General features: G+C 68.2%; 13 protein-coding genes and 2 pseudogenes. 11 read left to right on the top strand and 4 right to left on the bottom strand.

Translation table 11 applies throughout. The annotated features are described in order from the left end of the window. The first annotated feature begins 22 nt into the window (after window positions 1–22). Both FF100_RS34035 and FF100_RS34030 read left to right on the top strand, forming a co-directional pair. Window positions 23–2,680: pseudogene (locus FF100_RS34035) on the top strand (PD-(D/E)XK nuclease family protein). Next, complete coding sequence (locus FF100_RS34030; RefSeq protein ID WP_139040440.1) at window positions 2,680–6,027, top strand: UvrD-helicase domain-containing protein; 3,348 nt, start codon at window positions 2,680–2,682, stop codon at window positions 6,025–6,027. Before FF100_RS34035 ends, FF100_RS34030 begins: the two are co-directional and overlap by 1 nt. A gap of 1,443 nt (window positions 6,028–7,470) precedes the next feature. Here FF100_RS34030 and FF100_RS34025 read toward each other — a convergent pair. Continuing rightward, the gene (locus tag FF100_RS34025; RefSeq protein WP_246102697.1) at window positions 7,471–8,667 is read right to left on the bottom strand and encodes a PGN_0703 family putative restriction endonuclease; all 1,197 of its coding nucleotides are present in this window, start codon (window positions 8,665–8,667) and stop codon (window positions 7,471–7,473) included. A 769-nt stretch (window positions 8,668–9,436) separates the two neighbouring features. On the opposite strand from FF100_RS34025, the gene FF100_RS34020 reads away from it, so the two are divergent. Further along, window positions 9,437–10,147, top strand: coding sequence for a GntR family transcriptional regulator (locus FF100_RS34020; RefSeq protein ID WP_171070451.1), 711 nt, complete (start codon window positions 9,437–9,439; stop codon window positions 10,145–10,147). Between the two features lie 60 nt (window positions 10,148–10,207). On the opposite strand, the gene FF100_RS34015 is transcribed toward FF100_RS34020, so the two are convergent. Together FF100_RS34015 and FF100_RS34010 are read right to left on the bottom strand one after the other, a co-directional pair. Continuing rightward, window positions 10,208–10,714 (bottom strand): GAF domain-containing protein, encoded by a 507-nt coding sequence (locus FF100_RS34015; protein ID WP_139040439.1) that lies wholly within the window; start codon window positions 10,712–10,714, stop codon window positions 10,208–10,210. 46 nt (window positions 10,715–10,760) lie between these two features. Continuing rightward, window positions 10,761–12,323, bottom strand: a complete 1,563-nt coding sequence (locus tag FF100_RS34010; protein WP_171070450.1) for an MFS transporter — start codon at window positions 12,321–12,323, stop codon at window positions 10,761–10,763. A gap of 414 nt (window positions 12,324–12,737) precedes the next feature. Between FF100_RS34010 and lhpH the strand changes: the two genes are divergently transcribed. The 8 genes from lhpH (at window position 12,738) to FF100_RS33970 (ending at window position 21,173) form a co-directional block, all read left to right on the top strand. Further along, window positions 12,738–13,745, top strand: coding sequence for a trans-3-hydroxy-L-proline dehydratase (lhpH, locus tag FF100_RS34005; protein WP_139040437.1), 1,008 nt, complete (start codon window positions 12,738–12,740; stop codon window positions 13,743–13,745). A gap of 10 nt (window positions 13,746–13,755) precedes the next feature. Then, complete coding sequence (gene lhpI / locus FF100_RS34000; protein WP_171070449.1) at window positions 13,756–14,709, top strand: bifunctional Delta(1)-pyrroline-2-carboxylate/Delta(1)-piperideine-2-carboxylate reductase; 954 nt, start codon at window positions 13,756–13,758, stop codon at window positions 14,707–14,709. Then, window positions 14,706–15,938, top strand: a complete 1,233-nt coding sequence (locus FF100_RS33995) for a metal-dependent hydrolase family protein (RefSeq protein ID WP_139040435.1) — start codon at window positions 14,706–14,708, stop codon at window positions 15,936–15,938. Before lhpI ends, FF100_RS33995 begins: the two co-directional genes overlap by 4 nt. Window positions 15,939–16,047: 109 nt before the next feature. Further along, window positions 16,048–17,289: a metal-dependent hydrolase family protein gene (locus tag FF100_RS33990; RefSeq protein ID WP_139040434.1), complete on the top strand. Its 1,242-nt coding sequence runs from the start codon at window positions 16,048–16,050 to the stop codon at window positions 17,287–17,289. Next, window positions 17,286–18,122, top strand: coding sequence for an ABC transporter permease (locus FF100_RS33985; RefSeq protein ID WP_139040433.1), 837 nt, complete (start codon window positions 17,286–17,288; stop codon window positions 18,120–18,122). Before FF100_RS33990 ends, FF100_RS33985 begins: the two co-directional genes overlap by 4 nt. A gap of 2 nt (window positions 18,123–18,124) precedes the next feature. After that, on the top strand, window positions 18,125–19,162 hold the full coding sequence (locus FF100_RS33980; RefSeq protein ID WP_139040432.1) for an ABC transporter ATP-binding protein: 1,038 nt from the start codon (window positions 18,125–18,127) through the stop codon (window positions 19,160–19,162). A 17-nt stretch (window positions 19,163–19,179) separates the two neighbouring features. Next, window positions 19,180–20,226: an ABC transporter substrate-binding protein gene (locus FF100_RS33975; protein ID WP_139040431.1), complete on the top strand. Its 1,047-nt coding sequence runs from the start codon at window positions 19,180–19,182 to the stop codon at window positions 20,224–20,226. A gap of 89 nt (window positions 20,227–20,315) precedes the next feature. Next, window positions 20,316–21,173: an ABC transporter permease gene (locus FF100_RS33970; protein WP_139040430.1), complete on the top strand. Its 858-nt coding sequence runs from the start codon at window positions 20,316–20,318 to the stop codon at window positions 21,171–21,173. Between the two features lie 38 nt (window positions 21,174–21,211). Here FF100_RS33970 and FF100_RS38765 read toward each other — a convergent pair. After that, window positions 21,212–21,556: pseudogene (locus FF100_RS38765) on the bottom strand (transposase); the annotation flags it as partial. Window positions 21,557–22,210: the final 654 nt, after the last annotated feature.

Raw genomic sequence — 22,210 nt, 5'->3', positions numbered from 1 at the left:
CCTGAGATCAAGGTCGCTGGGTATGCCTCTTCGTCGCGCGGTTGTGGTCCAGGGCCGGTTGGCAATGGCGGATGCCCGGTTGAACGCCGCGCGGCGTGCAGACCATGGCTTGCGTGTCCTTTCGGTCGACGCTCTCGTGGCCCGGCTGGCGGGAGGCTTCGCCCGCCCGATCGACGACGAGACGCTCAAGTCGGTCTTGAAGACCGTTCTTCCCGGAACGAAACTCGGCGAACTCGATCCCATCAAGATGCTGCCCGGCATGATCGACGCTGCAGCGGAGACGCTGCGCAAGGCCTGGTCCGCCGGCTTCGATCTGCAGGCCGCCGGCAGCCGCGGCGACCGTGTCGCATCCATCGCCCGCCTCGAACAGGCCGTGATCACGGCCTTGCCGCCGGGCATGCTGCCCCCCGGTGAGTTGGCGGCGGCTGCCGCGGCGCGGATCGACCATGCGCCGGCCATCCTCGGGCCCGTCGAGTTCGTCGGCCTCCTCGATCTGGCGCCGTGCTGGCGCCCCGTCGTTATCGCGCTCGCCCAACGCGTTGCCGTCACCTGGGCCTCGGGACCGCGGCCGGTCCCAGGCTGGATCGCGGCGACCGCTATCCAGGTCGTGTCCAGCATACCCGAGACCCCCGTCATCGAGGCCTGCAGCGCCGCGACGCCTCGCCACGAGGTGCTGGAAGCGCTCCGCTGGGCCCGCGGATTGATGGCGTCCGGCCGCGCCAAGCCTTCGGAGATCGCCATCGCCGCTTGCCGCACCGAGGACTACGACGACGTCATGCTCGCGCTGAGGACCGAGGCGCATCTCGACGTCCGATTCGTTCACGGCGTCCCGTCCGCCTCCACGCGTGAGGGACAGGCGGCAGCGGCCCTGGCGGACGTCCTCGTGCGGGGCCTCTCCCAGGATGGCATCCGCCGCCTCGCCGCGCTCCTGCGCCGAGGTCCCGGCCCGTTCGGCACGCTCCCATCCGGATGGACCGCCATGCTGCCACGGGAGGCGCCGCTGACCAGCCTCGCGGCCTGGGAGCGCCTGCTCGCCGGCAAGGACATCCTGGCTCACCCCCACGGGCCGGCCGTTGCCAAGGATCTTCGCGCCGTCCTGTCGCTCCTGGCGCGAGGAACCTCGGCCGCGGCGGAAGCTGGCGAGACCCTGCTGCACGGCCTTTCGTTACGGATCTGGCGCAAGGCGCTTCTGGAAGGCTCACCCGCCGTCGTCGACCTGACGCTGACGCACCAGCGCATCGACGACGACGCCAATGGCGGGACCTCGGTCGTCTGGGCACCGGCATCGGCCCTGGCCTGCGCCCCGAGACGGTTCGTCCGCCTGCTCGGGCTGAGTTCGCGGGGCTGGCCGCAGGTGGTCTCCGAGGACCGGCTGCTGTCGGATCACCTGGTGCCGGCCCGCATCCTCGATCCGATGCCGCGCTCGGTTTCCGACCGCAGCGACTTCGCCGCCATTCTCTCGACCAGCTCCGAGGCGGTCGTCCTCTCGCGCCCGCGGCGCGGCGCCGACGGCCGCCTGCTCGGGAAGAGCCCGCTCCTGCGCGATCATCCCCACGAAACCCATCTCGGCCGGAACCGCATCCCCGACCACGCCGTCGGCGAGGTCGACCGCCTGATGGCACGGCCGGAGGAGTTCCGGGCGACCGCTCAGGCGACGGCCGCCGCAAGCTGCTGGAATGCGTGGGCCAGCGCCGGTCTCACGGCCCACGACGGACGCATACGCGCGAACCATCCGGTCGTGCTCTCCGTGCTCGGGCGCGTCCACTCCGCTCGTTCGCTGCGCAAGCTGCTCCGTGACCCGCTCGGCTTCGTCTGGCGGTACGGGCTCGGCCTCGAATCCGCGGATACGAGCGAGGAGACCCTCACGCTCGACCACCGGGCGTTCGGCAGCCTCATGCACGAAGTCCTCGAAGCCGCCGTCACCGACCTGGAGGCCGCTGCCGGCTTCGCGGCAGCGACCGCGGACCGCCGACGGGTGGCCGTGGCTGCAGCCGTCTCGTCGGTCGCGGCCATCTGGGAGCGCGAGAAGCCGGTCCCCCCGGCACTCGTCTGGCGACGGACCCTGGACGAGGTGAGCGGGATCTCGCTGGACGCGCTGTCCCACCCGGACGCGCCCTAAGCCGGCCAGACCAGTTGGGTGGAGGTTCCGTTCGGCGGGCAGTCGCCGAAACGGGACGGGATCGCGGTGCCGTGGGACCATGGCTTGCCGGTCGAGATCCCGGGCACCGGGTTCCGCATCTCCGGCTTCATCGACCGGCTGGACCTGTCCGAGTGCCGAACGCAGGCGCGCGTGCGCGATTACAAGACCGGACAGCCGCGCGAGCCCGACGACGTGCTGGCCGGCGGACGCGAGCTGCAGCGCTGCCTCTACGGCTACGCTGCCCGCGTCCTCGTGGGCTCGGCTGTCCTCGTCGACGCCTCGCTGCATTATCCGCGGGAGGGCCTGTGCTTGCCCCTCGCACGGCCGGATGCGGCGCTCGGCGAACTCGCGCGTCACCTGGCGGCGGCCGGCGCCAGCCTCGGGGCAGGCAATGCGTATCCGGGTCCCGACGCAGAGGATGCCTACAACGAGCTGGCATTCGCGCTCCCGGCCAATGCCGGAGAGATTTATTGCCCGCGCAAGCGGGACGCCGTCCGGGCAGCGCTCGGCGAGGCCGCGGGGATCTGGGAGGCCGCCTGATGACAGCGCACGACAAGAGCCTGGCCGACGCGGCCCAGCGGGCGCTCGCCATCGGACGGCACGACCGGTCGATGCTCGTCGAGGCCGGGGCCGGCTCCGGTAAGACGGCCCTGATGGCGGGGCGGATCGCTCTGATGCTCGCCTCCGGCGTCGAACCTGGGGCCATTGCCGCCGTGAGCTTCACCGAACTCGCCGCGAGCGAGCTGCTCGAGCGGGTCGGGACCGTCGTCGACCGCCTGCGCGGCGGCGAGGTTCCGGAGGAACTGAAGCTCGCGCTCCCGCACGGATTGTCGCCGCTCCAGCAGGCGAACCTGGCCGAGGCCGCGGCCCGTCTCGACGAGCTGGTCTGCACGACCATCCACGGCTTCTGCCAGCGCCTCGTGAAACCTTACCCGGTCGAGGCCGATATCGATCCGGGGGCCCGGGTGGTCGACGAGGCCGAAGCCGACGGCATCTTCCGCGACCTCCTCGACGGGTGGTTGCGAGACTGCCTCTCGGGCGGCGATAGCCTCGTCGCCGAGATGGTGTTGGCGGACCCGGTCAAGGCGAAGGAGGCCGTCGATCGCGTGGCCGATTGCCTGCGCGAGGGACGCACAGTCGGAACGCGACCTGCCGAACCACTGCCCCGCTCGACGGAGGCGTTTCTCGCACGGGTTGCCGCGTTCGCCGAGTTCATCCGCGCCTGTCCCGTCGCCGAGCCGGAGACCGCCGCCACCCTGCTGGCGTTCCAGGCGATGGCCGCGCGCGTCCACCGCCTCGACGGCAACGACGACGCGACGGTCGTCTCTCTGCTGACGGCCGAGCCCGAGCCGAGCCTGTGTACCAAGGCCGGAAAATTCGCGAGTTACCGCGGCGGAAAGGGCAAGTGGGCGACCGCCGCCAAGGCCGCCGGGATCACGAAGGTCCAGGCGGACGGTTTCCACGAGGAAGCCAAGGCTCTGCACGGCGCCTGCTGCGAGGCCTGGGACGGCTTGAGGGCGAACGCCGCCAGCGAACTCCTCTCCAGGTTGGTCGTGCAGGTCCGCGTCGTCCTCCGCAAGTACCAGGACCGGAAGAGAGCAGGCGCCCTGCTCGATTTCGACGACCTGATCGCCTCGGCGGCTGCGCTCCTGCGGGACCACGACGAGGTGCGGCGGGCGCTTGGCCGACGGTACCGCCACGTCCTCGTCGACGAGTTCCAGGACACGGACCCGCTGCAGGCGGAGATCCTCTGGCTCCTGTGCGGCGAGTTGCCCGCCGACGCGGACGGCGTGGCTTGGACCGACCGCGTGCTGCGGCCCGGTGCGCTCTTCCTCGTCGGCGACCCGAAGCAGGCGATCTACCGCTTCCGGGGCGCGGACGTCTCGACCTATGTGCGGGCGCGCGACTGCATACGCGCCAAGTCGCCCGAGGACGTGATCTCCGTCTCGACGAACTTCCGGTCCTGCCGGTCGATCCTCGCCTTCGTCGACCACCGCTTCCGCGAGGTGTTGCAGGTGGAGGGGCAACCGGGATACGTCGCCCTCGACCCGTTCCACGAGGACCACGACAGAGGTCCCTGCGTCGCCGCCCTCGACGTTCCGATGGTGGGGAATGAGAAGCGTAGCGCTGACGCCCTTCGCGATGCCGAGGCGGACGCCGTCGCGGACCTCTGCGCGCGCCTGATCGGCCAGCGTCTCGTAACCTGCAGCCGCAACGGAACCCGGGTGCTCCAAGCCGGCGACATCGCGCTCCTCGCGCCGAGCGGCAACGACCTGTGGCGCTACGAGGAGGCCCTGGAGGCCAGGGGCATCCCGGTCTCCACCCAGGCGGGGAAGGGGTTCTTCCGCAGGCAGGAGATCCAGGATCTCATCGCCTTGACCCGGGTCCTGGCCGACCCTCGCGACACCCTGGCGCTCGGCGCTCTCCTGCGCGGCCCGGTCGTGGGCCTCACCGACGAGGAACTGCTCGACCTGGTCGACGGCCTGCCGCGCGACCCCGAATGGCCCGATGCACGGCAGAAGCTGCGGCTCGGCATCGACGTTGCGCACGTCGCCCACCCGGTCGCGCGGGAGGTCATCGGGTACCTGCAGGTCCTGGCGAGGCGGGCGCTCGGCACGACGCCCCACGACATCCTGAGCCAGGCGGTGGACGCGATTCGGCTTCGGCCCGTCATCCGGCAACGGCACGACGGCCACGCCGAGCGGGCGTTGGCGAACGTCGACCTGTTCCTGGAGATGTCGCGCCCCTACGCCGTGCGTGGCCTGCGGGCCTTCGCCAGGACGATGAAGGCGGCCTGGGACGGGCGGACGCGTACTGTCGAGGGGAGGCCCGACGCCCAGGAGGAGGCGGTCTCCCTGTTCACGATGCACGCCTCCAAGGGCCTCGAATGGCCGGTGGTGATCCCGATCAACACCGCGACCAGGACGAAGGCCGTGAGCGGCGCCCTCGTCGACCGGCCGGCAAATTGTCTGTACTGTCCGGTCTTCGGGGTCCGCCCGGCTGGCTACGAGGACGCATTGGACCGCGAACGCCGCGAGGTCGGAAACGAGCGGGTGCGCCTCTGGTACGTCGCTGCCACGCGGGCCCGCGAGACCCTCGTGCTGCCGCGCTTCCGCGATCCGTCCGACCAGACCTCCTGGGCGTCGGTCGTCGCCCTCGGCCTCGATACAGTCCCGGCCATCGACCTGGAACACCTCCAGCTCCGGCCGATGGCGGCCGTAACCGGACCGCTCAACGGGCAGACGCGCGAAGTCTTCGCTTCGGAAGCGATGACGGTCGCGCGCCATCGCCCTTTGACCTGGATCGTGCCGAGCCGAGACGACGCCCTGGTGCCGGGCTTCGACGATGCCGAGTCTGAGACCCTGCCCATTCCGGTCGAGTTGGTCTCGACGCCTCCACAGGGCAGTCGTGAACGAGGCACGGTCATTCACAAGCTCTTGGAGGAGATACTCACCGGCGAGCTTGATGAGCGTGACGGGCTGGAGGCCCGCGCTCGGCTCCCCGTAGGGCATCTGGGTCTGTGTGAGACGGCCGACCGAGCGGTCGCGCTCGATCCTGCCGAGCTCGCCGCCTGTGTCTCCCGGGCGCTCGCCCTTCCGCAGGTCGCGGGCATCCGCGGGCGCCTGCGGGCGGAGGTGCCGGTCTACGCCTATGAGGCCCTCGATGTGGAGGAGCGGGTGACCACGGGCGTTGCCGACGCCTTGGCCTGCGATGAGCACGGCCGGCCGGATGTGGTCGTGGACTGGAAGAGTGACGTCGCGCCGACAGAAGGCGCACTCCTGGACTATCGCGCGCAAGTCGCACGCTACCTTGCGGCGACGGGTGCGCGTCTGGGTTTGATCGTGTTCGTGACTGGGGGAACCGTTGTCTCAGTCACGCCGGCCTGAGGCCGTCATCGGCCGCGATAGCGTTCTCAGCTGTTCCGTTTTCCTTCGTGGCAAGTCGGCGGAGGCTCGCCCGGGGGATTGCGCGGCAGGGTGAGTTCTGGAAGGATCCTGGCCGAGGTCGTGGCGCGCTTTGCGAGGATCTCGGCCTATTCCTGCATGCCGCGGTTCGGGATTCACTTGATCTAATCGCGGTTGCGGCGCCAGTCTTGAGGAGGCTTGGGCTATTGTATTCAGCGTGATCCGCTGCTTGCTGAAGTCGCGCTTCTATATTGGAAAATTGCTCTGCGTGCACACATCCGGAAGCTAGCTCATGGCCCACTTCGGCTGGCGCCACCTTCTTCCGCACGGTGAAACACCTGCGGAAGAAGGTCGACTCAGGGTGGGGCTGAGCTACAGGTCGTTGGGTGCGTCTGAGGCGGCATGTGGGCAGAAGTCGTGTGGCCAAACGTGCCAAGTTTCAAACACTTGGCAGGGCGTGGATCGGCGCGATTTCGTCGATGTGCTGCCTCGGGTGGTTGCGGTGCCGCGCGGACCGCTCCGGGCTAGCTTAAGCCGGCGATTGCGCGCGTTCCGCGATGCAGCGATGCCAGGTGTCGGCGAGGATTGCGAGCGTGTCCGTTAGGTCGGATGGCCACCAAGGTTCATGAACGAGGTGGAGGGACATGCCGATGCGGCTTGCTATGGATCGCCCTGAATGAAGGAGCGGCGTCAGAGCCACGGTCAGCGCGAAGGCGGAAGTTCGAGTCTCTCCGTGAGCGCGCCCGTCACCCTCCGTTGCGACAGTTAGTTCCCAGTACGATCGGCGTTGCGCTCGAAGCGGCCGACGTTCGCTGGTGCCTGTTTCTTGGCAGCAGAAGGTGACCGCGCCTCGGCCTTGGGTGCCGAATTTGAGGTCGATTGCGATTGCGTGTCGGCTCTCGCCCTCCGGTGTGCGCGTGGACAGAAATGCGGCCTCAAGGGTGTGTGCGAGCGCGTGCGGCGTGACGTCGACTCGTCGGCTTGTGGTGAGAGAGCTGACGAAGGGTGTGTGAACATTGTGTGGCGCCCGGTGGGTGGGACGCCGCACCAGTGCTGCGGGACGAATTCGTATGGGTGCCAGAGAAGTGGTGCCTGCCGTTGGCAGGCACGGAAGGGCGGAATAGGTAAGTTGTGCCTGCCGCCGACGCTGGTGCGGCGCTGTCGGTCGACGGCGATTTTATAAACTATGGTAGCGCAGTTGGATACAGTGTACCTTAGCATCACTTGCACGAAGCCATCAGGGGTTGTATTTGCTTGTTTATCCCGTGGCGGCTGAGTAAACCGTGCCTGTGTCCCGGAAGCGAGATTGGGGTGAATGGGTGCAGTTCACCCTGTCGCAAACGTAGCGTTTGCTTGAAGCGCGCTGCACCGGTCTGTTGCGCGGGAGACGAGTGTATGCCAGCCCCAGTCGATGGTCGGGTGAGTTCAGACTGCGCGCGCGACGGGCAGCCCTGGGGGATGGCTCGGGCGCCGGCGTGGCGCTCGAGTCGGCATGCGCCGCAACGCCGAGGTGTCGGTTATGGGTGACACGGTGGCGTCAGTAGGTGTGCTTGCTGCGGCGAGGTTGAGTTCGCCGTCGACGAGCCACCAGTCGGTGTAGCGGCGGTGAAGCGCGCGGGCGTGGTCTGGGAGGCCGGCGGTCGCTAGGGCCGCGAATGCGTGCTCGAGCGTCGTGGGCACGAACGGTATTGCGCCCGTCTGCGGGTCCGTGAGGTGGCGCCGGTAGGTCGTCGCCGCGGCGTGCGCGGACTGGTTGTGGGTGGGGGCGATAAAGGCCAGGGTCGCTGTGTCGGCGAGTCCGGCGGTGAGCATCGCGCTCGCGAGGCAGTGCTGGCGGTAGAACTGCTGACAGGTGGCGCTCGTCAGGGTTGGGGCGTCCGGGTCCACGAACAGGCCCGGGGTGGCGTGCGCGATCTGCGTGTGCCGCGGGTGGGGTGGGGGCGCGGGCTCGTGGCCGGGCTCGCTGTACTTGATCTCGATGCAGATCAGGCCGCGTGCGCCGGTCGCGTCCCGGCCACGCAAGACAATGTCGTAGGCGGTGCGGTCGGCGGTGAAGCGCGGGTCGCCGCGGCCCGGGCTGTGCTCGAACAACATGTCCGTGACCTCCGTCAGCGTCCCCGGCAGGAATTCCGTGACGAAGCGGGTGGCGAGCTGCGGGTCGCGGGCGAGCAGGCCGAACAGGTTGAAGGCCAGCGGTTGCGAGGACAGCAGGTTGGTCTTGAGACGGTCGACGTCGTAGGCCGCGCCCGGCTCACGGTAGGCGAGCGCGCGCGTGACGACCGGGATGATGTCGGGATGAAGGAAGTTGGCGCCGAGCGCGCCGGCCGCGGTCGAGATGCGCGAGCCGAGGCGGCGGGGGCGGTGCGGTTGGCGGCGGTTGACGTGGGTGCCCATCGCGAGGCCGCGGTCCTCGCGCCAGAGCGCCTGGAGGAAGCGTGCGGCTGCCTTGAAGCGGTGGTCGGCGGGCACGAAGACGTGGTGTCGGCGGCGGGCGGCCTCGGGGATGAGCGGCACGCGGTCGATTGGGCCGAGGCCGGAGGGGTCGAGGACGTCGCGGGCGGCCGCTGCGAGGAGTTCGGGGTTGGCGGCGGTGGCGAGCGGCAGGGGGGCGGGGATGTCCATCGGGGTGGCCCTGAGTCACAGCCGCGGGGGTGCGGCTAGACCGGGGTTCCCGGAAAGGGCAGCGCAGTGAACGACGAAGGGGGACGGCGCGGCCTGGCTCCCTGCCACGCTGGCGGTGCGCAGGCACGTGGTCTGTCTGGTGCTTCGGCGTGGTCGCCGGTCGAGGTGCCGGTCCGCCAGGGGGCGGTCGCAGCCGTCGTCCACATCGGCGGTGGTACCGCAGGCATGTTGGTGTAAGGGGGGGGAGGGTAGGCGCAGGTAGTCCACCACCGCCGCCACACGGCCGGGGGTGGGCACCTGCCCCTGGTCTGGTTGATGTTTTGGCGAAGATCGCGGGTCCGACAGCCGGGGCGCACCCGCTGCCGTGCGTCAAAGTGCTCCCGCCACTTCCGAGATGCGCCATAAACGGTCTTTCGAACAGAGCCCCCGGGATGGCCGCTTGGCCGCCCAGAGCTGCTATTGGCACGGAGTGGCAAGTCTCGGCGGCCACGATCGCGGATCTCTTCCATCGGCGTGGACCCTGGCGTTCCTACGAGCGATGGAGTACGCCCCCTGGAGTGGATCGACTGGTACAACCACCCGCCGCCTGCTCGCGCCGGTCAGCGATGAGCGTATCGTCAGTCTGCCAAACATACCACTCTGACCAGTCCGGTCCTGCCGGTCATCGTAGTGGGCCATATCCAGCTACACTACGCTCTGGAGCATGATCCTCCAGGTCTCGCTGCTCGATTTGTCGCGCGGTGTTAGAGTAGGCCGCCAGCGGTAAAAAATGCGCCGCTCGATCGCTGAATCGGAGATCATTCTGTTGTCAGTAAGGCCGAGCTTTCCCAATCTAGGCGACATCCTACCTTCATCGGACGTCATCGCAGCTCACGTGAGAAATGCGATCGTTGAGGGCAGCCTCAAAGAAGGCGAACCGATTCGGCAGGACGAGATCGGCAGCCTATTCAATGTAAGCAAAATCCCGGTCCGCGAGGCCCTCAAAAGACTTGAGGCGGAAGGACTTGTTGAATTTCGGCGCAATCGCGGTGTTTTCGTAACTCAGCTCTCTGAGCCAGAGATTGGCCAAATATTTGAGGTCAGAGCTGTCCTTGAGTCTGCCGCCATCCAGCGTTCTGTGCCTTTAATGACCGCTTCAAGCTTGGCGGAAGCAGCTTCACGCTACGAGCGATTTCTCAACGATGACGATACGCTCAAGTGGTCGGCGCTCAACTGGGACTTCCATTCCAGTCTGTATGAGGATGCGGGCCGGCCTTTCCTGCTTCAGCAAATTCGCGCTGTGCATGACCGGATCGAGCGGTACCTCAGGGTGCAGTTAACGCTGGCTGATGGCAAGGCGAAATCCGATGGGGAACATCTCGCCATCCTGAATGCCTGCCGGAATGGAGATGCGAGCCTGGCAGCAGCCCTGACCTACACCCACATCATGGGAGCGGGCGAGTCGCTCCTGAAGAGCCAGCCCCTTCGCTCCGGCAAGTAGCAAGGCGAATGCCCTGCTACGTGTCCGCCGCCCCCGGGAGGGCTGGTGACGGTCGCGCCCTCAGCCGTTTCGCTGCAGACCATGGATGGCCTGGAGGAAGGCCGGAACCACGGTCGGCGCCACTCTCTCGACCATCTCAACGTGAGCGGGCGTGTACACGTGCTCCTGGTGATTGAGGTTGATCGAGCCCAGGCAGCGGCCGTCGTAGACGACCGGCACGCCGATCGCCGACCCGCATCCGAGCCCCACGATCGTCTCGTGATCGAAGAAGGCGCGCCTCAGTCCCGCAACGTCGGTGGCCAGGAACGAACGCCTCTGCCGGATCACCTGCTCGCCCCAGTCGGTGGCTCCCATCGGCTTACGCATCCCGGCCGGATACAGCGCCTCCTCGGTCGTGAAGACGCGCAGGGTCTCGCCCTCATGGACGACGAACAGCGTCGCAAAGACGAAGCCCGGCTTCTCCTGCAGGATCCTCCGCAACACGGCGTAGAAGGCCGCCGGCTGATCCGCCCGTCCGGTTGCCCGCAGCAGGGCGTCGATATCGCGTGTCGTGACGTCGGATTGCATGTGGCCTCCTCTGCGGTCTGTGGCGCCACCCGACGCCGATCTGCGTTCAGCCCTGAAACAGGCTGTCCCGGCGACCGACCTTGCCGGGCAGGAACACGGCGGCCGCGAGAACGAGGCCGCAGAACAGCATGACGTAGTAGGCGATGTAATCGGGGTGCCCGATCCTGATGAACCATGTCGTGATGAGCGGCGAGGTCGCTCCGAAGATCGCACCCGCGAAAGCGTAGGGCACGCCGACGCCGGTCGTGCGCACGTCCGCCGGAAAGAGTTCGCAGCTCAACGGGGAAATCACGGCGCTGATCATGGCGGTGAGGGCGCAGCCCGCCACGTTCGCCATGAGGAACAGCGCGAAGCTGCCGGATTTCAGGACGCCGTAGAGCGGCACGCAGAGCGCGCCCAGGAGAAGACAGGCGGCGATGAGAACGGTACGGCGGCCGATCTTGTCGGCCAAGAGCCCCCAGACCGGCAGCAGGACGCAGAAGACTGCGAGTGAGATCGTCCCGCCGATGAAGCCCTGGGAGAGAGGCAGGCCTCCGACGAGGTTGGCGAATGTCGGAAGGTAGACGAGCCAGAGATAGTAGATCACCGTGTAGCTCGCGATGCCGAACATGAGCAGGCACTGCCGCGGATAGTTCGCCAGCACGGTCCGGACCGGCTGGCGATTGATCTTTCCATCCGACTTCACCTTGTCGAAGGAATCGGTGCTGGGCAGCTTGAGCCGCACGTAGAAGCCGTAGATGGAGAAGAGCGACGCGCAGATGAACGGGATGCGCCACCCCCAGGTGCTGAGAGCAGGTTCGGGGATGGTATTGGTGATGAGGGCCGCGACGCCTGTCGCAAGCAGGATCGAGAAGCCGATGCTGACGTAGTTCAGGGAACTGTAGAACGTGATGCGACCGGGCTTGGCGTTCTCGACGATGTAGACCGTCGCTGCCTGATATTCGCCGCCGGCCGAGAAGCCCTGCACGAGGCGTGCGATGATCACCATGATCGGCGCGAGGATGCCGATCGAGGCGTAGGACGGGGTGAGGCCGATGATCAGGCTGCCCAGTCCCATCAGGATGATCGTGAGCGACAGCAGGTGGTGGCGTCCGTATCGGTCGGCCAGGGGGGAGAGCAGAATCGCGCCCACTGGCCGCATCACGTAGCCGCCTGCAAAGCCCAGGAAGGCCACGAGCACCGATACCGTCGGGTCGTCGCTCGGGAAGAACTGCCGGGAAAAGACCGCGGCGAGCGTCGCGTAGATCGTCCAGTCGAACCACTCGACGATGTTGCCCAGCGACCCTCCGATCACAGCGCCGATCGATCGCTGTCGGACTGCTGTGCCTTGCTCGGTTCTGCCGACATGACAATCCAACCCGCTTGAATCGGCCATGATCCTCACCTTCACTGCTTCGATATGACCCGGCTTCGCGTGCCGGAGCGGACGCGTCCTCGACATCGCCGGCACCATCGCCTGCGGCTCGATCAACCAATCGTAGATCGTATACGAAAACGCGGCGAAATTTTTGTCAAGTGCCGATCCGGCATAATTTGCGCAGCCGCAGGTGTTACGGCCGGATCTCAGATTGACGCCATACAGTGCAGAAAGAGCGCGCTGGATAGGCATCACGGCGCCCTGCTGCACATGAGAGTCACTACTTCCGCGCTCGAAGCCGGGAGGATGCATCGATCGGCTGTTCTGAACGGGGTCGCTCTACCTGGGGGCGGCGGGAGCATTCCAACGTCCCGCTCTCGCGATTTCGGCCACTTGACTCTCACCTTCGCGAAGGGCATGCGATATATCGTATACGAAATCGGACGGCGATCGAGATCTCAGGTCTCAAGGGAGAAGGTTCCGGCAAGAGTGTATACCGACATCCCGTCGGAGCCTCCTTGCCGGCGGTCACCTCCTCAACCCCCTCGGATGGTTCGGACCGGACGGCGATCCCGCGCCATCCGTGCGTCTCGCGGCCCTCCCATCACCCATCCGTCTCGCGGACGCATCCCGGCTGCCGCAGAGGCTGAGTTCCCAGGATCACCCATGAACGTCGAACGCATGATCCAGACCGTCGAGGTGCATACCGGCGGCGAGCCGTTCCGCATCGTCACGAGCGGCCTTCCGCGGTTTCCCGGCCGAACCGTCGTGCAGCGCCGCGACTGGGTGAAGGCGAACATCGACGAGATCCGGCAGGCTCTGATCTTCGAGCCGCGCGGGCACGCCGACATGTACGCCGGCTACCTGACCGAGCCGGTCTCGGCCGAGGCCGACTTCGGCGTGATCTTCGTCCACAACGAGGGCTACAGCGATCATTGCGGGCATGGGGTGATCGCGCTCGCGACCGCCGCGGTGGAACTCGGCTGGGTGGCCCGGAGCGAGCCCGAGACGCGGGTCGGCATCGACGCGCCCTGCGGCTTCATCGAGGCCTTCGTGGCCTGGGACGGGCGCCGGGCCGGGTCCGTCCGCTTCGTCAACGTCCCGTCCTACCTCGTCCATGCCGACGTGAGCGTCGAGACGCCGAGCTTTGGTCGCGTCACCGGCGACATCGCCTTCGGGGGCGCCTTCTACTTCTACACCGACGGCCGCCCCTTCGACCTCGCCATCCGCCCGGACAACGCCGAGGCGCTGATCCGCTTCGGCGCGGAGGTGAAGGCGGCGGCGAACGCCGCGTTTCCGGTGGTGCATCCCGAGATCCCGGAACTGAACCACATCTACGGCACGATCATCGACGGGGCGCCTCGTGCGTCGACCGCGACGCAGGCGAATTGCTGCATCTTCGCCGACCGCCAGCTCGACCGCTCTCCGACGGGCTCCGGGACGGCGGGACGGGCCGCGCTGCTCTACGCGAAGGGACTGCTGCCGCTCGGCGCGACCCTGGTGAACGAATCCATCGTCGGTTCGGTAATGACGGCCCGGGTCCTGCGCGAGACGCGGCTCGGGGGGCTGCCCGCCGTCATCCCGGAAGTCTCCGGCCGCGCCTCCATCTATGGCCAGGCGACCTGGATGGTCGACCGGGACGACCCGCTGCGCCACGGCTTCCTGCTGCGATAGGGGACCGGCCGTGCTGATCCTGGACGCCGCCGCGACCCACCGCGCGCTCGCGATGCCCCGCCTGATCTCGGCCCTGGACGAGGCCTTCGCAGCGCCGGCCGTGGTGCCGCCGCGGCACACGCACGAGATCGACGGCGCCGGCTCGATCGTCAGCCTCATCATGCCCGCCTGGGCGGACGGCCTCTACGGCGTCAAGGTCATCAACATCGCTCCCGGCAACGCCGAGCGCGGCCTGCCCGGCCTGCACGGAGTCTACGCGCTGTTCGACGCCGCCACGGGCATGCCGCTCGCCCTCCTCGACGCGGATGCCCTCACGGCATCCCGGACGGCGGCGGCCTCGGCGCTGGCGGCGCGCTATCTCGCGCGGACCGACGCCGCGCGGCTCCTCGTCGTGGGCGCGGGACGCGTCGCGCGCCTCCTGCCCGCCGCGATGGCGGCGGTCCGGCCGATCTGCGAGGTGCGGATCTGGAGCCGGACGACCGCGAGCGCCGAGCGGCTCTCGGCCGAAATCCGCGCCGCCGGCCTGCCGGCGCAGGCGGCGACGGATCTCGAGGCAGCCGTCCGCGAGGCCGACATCGTCTCCTGCGCGACGCTCTCCACCACGCCGCTCGTTCGCGGGGCGTGGCTCCGGCCCGGATCTCACCTCGACCTGATCGGCAGCTTCACACCTCGGATGCGAGAGGCCGACGGCGCGTGCTTCCGCCGCGGGCGGGTGTTCGTCGACACCGAGGAGGCTGCGGCCAAGTCGGGCGACATCCTGTCGGCTCTGGCGGAGGGCTGCCTGACGCCGGACCGCATCCTCGCAACCCTGTCGCAACTCGCCGGTGACCGGAAGCCCGGGCGCGGCCGGGACGACGAGATCACCGTCTTCAAGGGCGTGGGTACGGCCCTCGAAGATCTGGCAGCCGCACGCCTCGTGTTCGAAGCCTGCGCCACCCACGCACCCCAGGAGTCCCGAGCATGACCATCGTCTTTCGCAACGCCCGCGTCTTCGACGGCATCGGCCGCGATCTTCGTGACGGTCTCAGCGTCGTCGTCCGCGACGGCCTGATCGTCGAGGTGTCCGAGAGCCCGGCGGTACCTGCCGATGCGCACGGCGTGGATTGCCGCGGCCGCACGCTCCTGCCCGGCCTGATCGACGCCCACGTCCACATCATCGCCACCAGCGTCGATCTCAGCGCCGGCAAGCAGTGGCCGTCCTACGTCCACGCGCAGGCGCGCCACATCATGGAGGGCATGCTGGAGCGCGGCTTCACCACCGTGCGCGACGGCGGCGGCGCCGATGCGGGCTTCGTGCGCGCGGTCGAGGAGGGCTACATCCGCGGGCCGCGTCTCAACATCTCGGGTCTGGCGCTCAGCCAGACCGGAGGGCACGGCGACATGCGCTCGACCCTCAAGCGCCCCCAGGAAGTGTCCAACGACCGGATCGGCAGCGCGATCGCCCGCATCGCCGACGGCGTGTCGGAGGTGCGCGAGGCGACGCGCGACGAACTGCGCAAAGGGGCGCACTTCATCAAGATCATGGCATCGGGCGGGGCGGCCTCGGTGACCGATCCGATCGAGAACACGCAGTACTCGGACGAGGAACTGCGCGCCATCGTCCAGGAAGCGGAGGCCTGGAACACCTACGTCATGGCGCACGCCTACACGCCGCGGTCGATCCGGGCCGTCGTCTCCGCCGGCGGGCGCACGATCGAGCACGGCAACCTGATCGACGCCGAGTCGGCCCGGTTCATGCACGAGCAGGGCGCCTATCTCGTCCCAACCCTCGTCGCCTCCGACATCCTGACCCAGTTCGCCGACAAGTACGGGTTCTCCGCCCAGAGCATGCGCAAGATCGCCCAGGTGCGCGACCGCGGTCTCGAAGGCCTGTCGGTCGCCCGGGAGGCGGGCGTCAAGATCGGCTTCGGCACCGATCTGCTCGGCCTCGAACTGCACAGCTATCAATGCGAAGAATTCACCCTGCGGGCGACGGTCGAGGATCCCGTCGACACGCTGATCTCCGCCACCAGCGTCAATGCCGAGATGATGATGATGGGCGATCGGATCGGCGTGATCGCGCCGGGTTACTGCGCGGATATCCTCGTCGTCCAGGGTGATCCGACGGCCGATGCCACCGTCTTCACGCATCAGGGGCGCAACATCGACGTGATCATGAAGGAGGGCGCGTTCGTCAAGAATCGCCTCTCGTGATGCGCGCCGCCGCGCCGCCCTCCGGTGCGGGCCGGCGCGCCGGCCCGAATGACGGCGAGCGATCCCCGCCCGCCGCCCGTGACCGCTCCTCTCGCGACCGAGTCAAGCCATGACGCAGTTTCTCTACACGGGCGGGCGGGTCCTCTTTCCCGGCGCCTCCGCGCTCGAGGAGGGGACCGACCTCCTGGTCGAGGGCGACCGGATCAAGGAGGTGGGGCCCCGCCTGTCGAGCGGCCTCGCGGCGCGGATCGACCTCGAGGGCCGGACGCTGATGGCCGGCCTCGTCGACGCGCATGTCCACGTGGTCGCCTCGGGCGTGAACGTTGCCGAGAACGCGGCGCTTCCCTCCTCGCTCACGGCCCTGCGCGCCGCGCGCATCATGAACGGGATGCTGATGCGCGGCTTCACCACCGTGCGCGACGTCGGCGGCGCCGATCACGGTCTCAAGCGGGCGGTCGAGGAGGGACTGATCGACGGCCCGCGCCTGGTGATCTCCGGCAAGGCGCTGGGGCAGACCGGCGGGCATACCGACTTCCGCCCGCGCTCGGACAATCGCGGCACCTTCGACGAGCGTCTGGGCGCCCTCGGGCGCCTCGCGGACGGGGTCGACGCGGTGCGCCGCGCGGCCCGCGACGAGATCCGCGCCGGGGCCGACCTGATCAAGATCATGGCCAATGGCGGGGTCGCCTCGCCGAACGATCCGATCCACGCGCTCGGCTATTCCCGCGACGAGATCCGGGCGGCCGTCGAGGAGGCGCAGAACGCCGGCACCTACGTCTCCGCCCATCTCTACACCGACGAGGCGATCCGCCGGGCCGTGGAATGCGGCGTGCACTCCCTCGAGCATTGCAACCTGATCCAGCCCGAGACCGCCCGGCTGGCGGCCGCGAGGGGCTGCATCGCCTGCCCGACCCTCGTCGCCTACGAGGGGCTGGCGCTCGAAGGCGCGGCGCTCGGCCTCGGTCCCGATTCGGTGGCGAAGATCGAGACCGTGCGGCGGGGCGGCATGGAATCGCTGACGATCATGCGCGAGGCCGGCCTGCCGATGGCCTACGGCTCGGACCTGCTCGGGCCCCTGCACAAGTACCAGTCGATGGAGTTCGCCATCCGGGCGCGCGTCCTGCCCGCCCACGAGGTCCTGGCCTCGGCGAGCGTGATCGCCGCCCGCCTGTGCCACCTGGAGGGGCAGGTCGGCAGCCTGGCGCCGGGCGCCTATGCCGACCTCATCGTGGTGGACGGCGACCCGCTGACCGAGATCGGCCTCCTCGACGGGCAGGGCGCGCGCATCCCGGTGATCATGAAGGGCGGCCGCTTCTACAAGAATGACCTCCACAGGAGCGACTTTGCATGACCCGCGAGACGATCCGCGGGCGGCGTCCGGGGGAGGTCCTGGGACGTCTCGCCCTCCACGCGGCGACCACGGTCACGCTGGCCTACATCGTGCTTCCGCTCGTCCTCGTGGTCTGGCTCTCCTTCATGGCCGACGAGATCATGACGGTGCCGCCGGAGGGTTATTCCCTGCGCTGGTACGCCGTCGCCTGGGGCCAGGCGCAGCTGCGGGACGGCTTCCTCACCAGCCTGTGGGTCGCGCTGGCCGCGACCGCGCTCGGGCTCCTCATCACCGTGCCGGCGAGTTTCGCGCTGGCGCGGGCCCGCTTCATCGGCCGCGAGGCGCTCCTCCAGCTCCTGATGTCGCCGCTCATCGTGCCCGGCATCGTGATCGGCGCGTCGATCTACGTGTTCCTGGTCCAGGCGGAGATCGCGACCGGCCTCCCGCTCTCGGGCTCGTCCTGGGGCCTCGTCGTCGCCCACCTGCTCCTGACGGTGCCCTGGTGCGTACGCCTCGTCACCGCGAACCTCGTAGGCGTGAACCGGTCGGTGGAGGAGGCGGCGCTCAGCCTCGGGGCCTCCCCCCTCGTCACGGCCCTCACGGTGACGCTGCCGATGATCTGGCCAGGCCTCGTCGCGGCGGCCGTGTTCGGGTTCGTGGTCTCCTTCGGCAACATCGAGGTGTCGCTGTTCCTGGTCGCGCCGGGGCAGATCACCCTGCCGATCGCGATCCTCCAATACCTGCAGTGGAAGATCGACCCGACCATCGCGGCCGTCTCCGTCGTGCAGATCGCCCTGATCGGGCTCGCCCTCGTGGCGACGAGCCGCATCACAAATCTCGGGAAGGTGGTCTGAGCATGGCCGGTGTCCGGATCGATGGCCTCGCCAAGCGTTACGAGGCGGTGACGGCGGTCGAGGGCGTCTCCCTCGACGTGCGCGACGGCGAGTTCCTGGTGCTGCTCGGGCCCTCGGGCTGCGGCAAGACCACGACCCTGCGCATGGTCGCGGGCTTCGTCGCCCCGAGCGCGGGCCGGGTGGAGATCGGCGCCCGCGATGTGACGCACGAGCCGCCCTACCGGCGCAACATCGGCCTCGTGTTTCAGAACTACGCGCTGTTCCCGCACCTGAGCGTGGAGGAGAACGTGGCCTTCGGATTGCGCCGCCGCGGCGTCCCCGAGGCGGCGATCCGCACCCGCGTCGCGGCGGCGCTCGCGCGGGTGAAGCTCGACGGCTTCGGCGCCCGCCTGCCGCGGGCCCTGTCGGGTGGGCAGCAGCAGCGCGTGGCGATCGCGCGCGCCATCGTCATCGAGCCGGACGTGCTGCTGCTCGACGAGCCGCTCTCGAACCTCGACGCGCAGCTGCGCCACGATGTCCGCGCCGAACTCCGTCTGCTCCAGACCGAGCTCGGCATCACGACGATCATGGTGACGCACGACCAGGACGAGGCGATGAGCGTCGGCGACCGGCTCGTGGTGATGGCGAGGGGCCGCGTGCAGCAGGTCGGGACCCCGGCCGACATCTACCGCAGGCCCCGCAACCGCTTCGTCGCCTCGTTCATCGGCCGGGCGAACTTCTTTGCCGGCCGCGCCGAGGCGGGCGGCTTCGTCACGGCCTCCGGCCTGCGCCTTCCGGCCCCGGACCTGCCGCCGGGAGCCGACACCCTGATGATCCGGCCCGAGGCGGTGACCCTTGTCGCGCAGGGCGCGGAGGGGCTGCCGGCCACCATCGAGACCGCGACCTATCTCGGCGCCGGCTGGGAGGTCGACCTGCGCCTCTCCACGGGCGAGCGCCTGTCGGTGGTCACGCCGGCCGGAGACCGGGCGTGGCAGCCCGGGCAGGCGCTGGCGGCCCGCATCGATCCGGCCCTGGGCGTCGGGCTTCACGGTGACGTTTGAGAAGAAGGAGACCTGAGATGACCGCGTTTCTTACCCGCCGCCGCTTCGGCCTCATGGCCGGCTCGGGTCTCGCCACCCTCGCCCTCGGGCGCGACCCGATCCGGGCGGCCCCCTCGGGCCAAGTCGTCGTCGGAACCTGGGGCGGCGACTATCAGAACCTCCTGCAGCAGAACATCGCCGAGCCGATCCTGCAGCCGATGGGCGTTGGCGTCGTCTACGACACCGCCAACGATTCCGTGCGCAAGACCAAGATCATGGCCGAGCGTCGCCTGCCGCGCGGCTCGATGGACATCGCCGCGCTCACCGCCTCCGGCTCCTACGAGATGTTCGCCAACGGCGCGCTCGAGGAGCTCGACGAGGCCAAGGTCCCGAACCTCAAGCACGTCCTGCCCGTGCTGCGGAGCAAGTATTCCATCCCGCACATGTATACGGGCCGGGTGATCCTCTACAATCCGAAGATCGTCAAGGACAAGCCGACCTCCTACGCCGACCTGTGGAAGCCGGAATACGCCGGCAAGGTCGGCGTGATCGACATCCAGTACCAGACGACGATCGAGTCCGCGGCGCTGGTGGCGGGCGGCTCGATGACGAACTACGAGCCCGGCAAGGCCAAGCTGCTCGCGCTGAAGAAGCAGGGCGTGCGGATCTATCCGACCAACGAGGCGATGGCGCAGGCCCTCAAGACCGAGGAATGCGCGATCTGCATCATGTGGATGGCCCGCGGCGTGATGTGGCAGAAGGCCGGCATCCCGATCGAGATCGCGGTGCCGAAGGAGGGCGTCGTCCTCTACGTCTCCGAGATGGCCGTGCCGAAGAACGCCCGCAACAAGGAGGCGGCCTTCGCCTACCTCAACGCCGCCCTCGAGCCGAAGCCCCAGGAGGCCTTCGCCCAGAAGATGGGCTACGGCCCGACGGTCGGCAACGTCGCCCTCGCCCCCGACCTCGCCGGGAAGGTCCTGCTCCCGCCTGAGATGCAGAGTGAGTTCCTCAAGCAGAACCAGGACTACCTGGCGAAGACCGACGCCTCGCTTCAGGAATGGTGGACCAAGGAATTCAAGGGCTGAACCAAGATCTGGAAGGCCCCCAAACCCGCGCCACGACCCGGCCGCGCATCCCGCGGCCGGCCCCGATACAGCTCGCACGGATCGCCACGATGAGCCTTGCCACCACGGAACGCCGGAACGCGGCAGGTCTTCTTACGCCGGCGACCCTGGTCGTCATCGCGGGCCTCGTGCTGCCCCTTCTGCTGATGGGACGCTACAGCCTGAACCGGTTCGAGCCCGGGCAGTTCATGGTCGAAGCCCTGACGGGGGCCAACTACCTCAAGATCCTGGCCGACCCGTATTACCGCCGGGTCATCGGCACGACCGTGACGATGGCCGTCGTGGTGACCGTGCTCTGCCTCGTCGCCGGGTTCCCGGTCGCCGCGGCGATCGCCCGCGCACCGGCGCGATGGAAGACGCCCCTTCTCCTGATGATCATCCTGCCCCTCTTCGTCGGCAACGCCGTGCGCGCCGCGGGCTGGATGGTGGCCCTCGGGCAGAAGGGCGTGCTGAATTGGGCCCTCATGGGGCTCGGCATCACGACGGAGCCCACCAGCCTCATGTATACCTGGGGGGCGGTCTGCGCGGGCATCGTGGCCGTGAACCTGCCCTACGTCGTGCTCACCCTGGAGAGCGTCCTCGAGGGCATCGACGGGACGGCGGGTGACGCGGCCCTGAGCCTCGGCGCAACGCCGTTCGAGGCTTGGCGCCTCGTGACCTTGCCGCAGGCCCTGCCGGGCGTGATGGCGGCGGCGGTCCTGTCGTTCATCCTCACGATGAACGCTTACGCCACCCTGGTCCTCCTCGGCGGCCCGACCTTCCAGATGATGGCGCCCGCCGTGGCCGATCAGGTTCTCCAGCAGTCGAACTGGCCTCTCGGTGCCGCATTGGCTTTCCTGCTCACGGCGGTCACGATCATCCTGACGGTGACGCTGAATGCCGGGATCGCCCGCCTCTGGCGACGATGAGAGCCATGTGTTGGGGCGACAGCCTCTTGTCACTCGATCTACAGCAATGCAGAAGCGAGGCAGATGATACTCACGAAGCCGGCATTGGTCTTATCGTAGAGGGTGGCAATGGAGAGCCACTCCTTCAGGTGCGCCCACAGGTGCTCGGCGATGTTGCGGTTGATCTAGATCCAGTCAAAACAAGCGACCGTAGCCCCGTTGCTCTTGTTCGGGCTCGCCGGCCGTGCTCCGGCAGTCCCGGTCGCTTCTCGGAAGCCGTGGCTGGAATAGCCGCGGTCGGCTACAAGCCACTCGGGCACGCCCGGGCGTTGGTCGAGCAGCTGGAGGGCGTTGGGCAGTTCGTGCGCCTGACCGGGCACGAGTCGGAAGCCGACGGGGCGGCCTTAACCCCTGTCATCAACACGGGAGGCAGTTCGAAGGTCCGCATGAGGAGCATCTGGCTGCGCTCATGAGCCCAAGCAACAGCGGGGCTGCTCTGTGTAGGCTGAAGCTGTCGCGCTGGGTCCGGTTTGCCCCAGGACCGACGAGGCAGCGCAAGGGCACCTAGCAGCAGGACGCCCCTCGAACACCCATCACTGACGCTCCTAACGCGTCAGTGATGGGTGCCCGCCTCCACGCGGGGCATAAAGGCGAACCGGCCCTTGGAATGCTGCTCGCTGCGGGCCCCCAACATCTTAAGGCACCCGTCACTTATGGTAGCAGCGAAGCCCCGAAAGTTTTCGCTACTTGTATCGTTGATTAGCGCAGCAGCTGAAGGATGTCCTGACAGCTCGACTTGCCACGATCATCGACTACCTGCTAGAGCTTCCAAGAGTTTCACGGCCATTGAGCGGCCAGCAAACATCGAGGCAACGGTCCTTTTTCGTTAAATAGAAGCGCCACAACTTTATATTAGAGCATATTATCCATTATTTAGAGCGCCTAACAGAACGGCACGATCGGGTCTGTTGGGCGTTGGGGTGGTATGGCTCGCCCGCTTCTTCCCGACGACCTCTGGTCTGCGATCGCCCCGCTTCTGCCGCCGCACCCGCCTCGCC

Origin of the sequence: Methylobacterium terricola (genome assembly GCF_006151805.1) — a bacterium.
GTDB classification, from domain to species: domain Bacteria; phylum Pseudomonadota; class Alphaproteobacteria; order Rhizobiales; family Beijerinckiaceae; genus Methylobacterium; species Methylobacterium terricola.
This window is presented reverse-complemented; position numbering and strand designations above follow the sequence as displayed.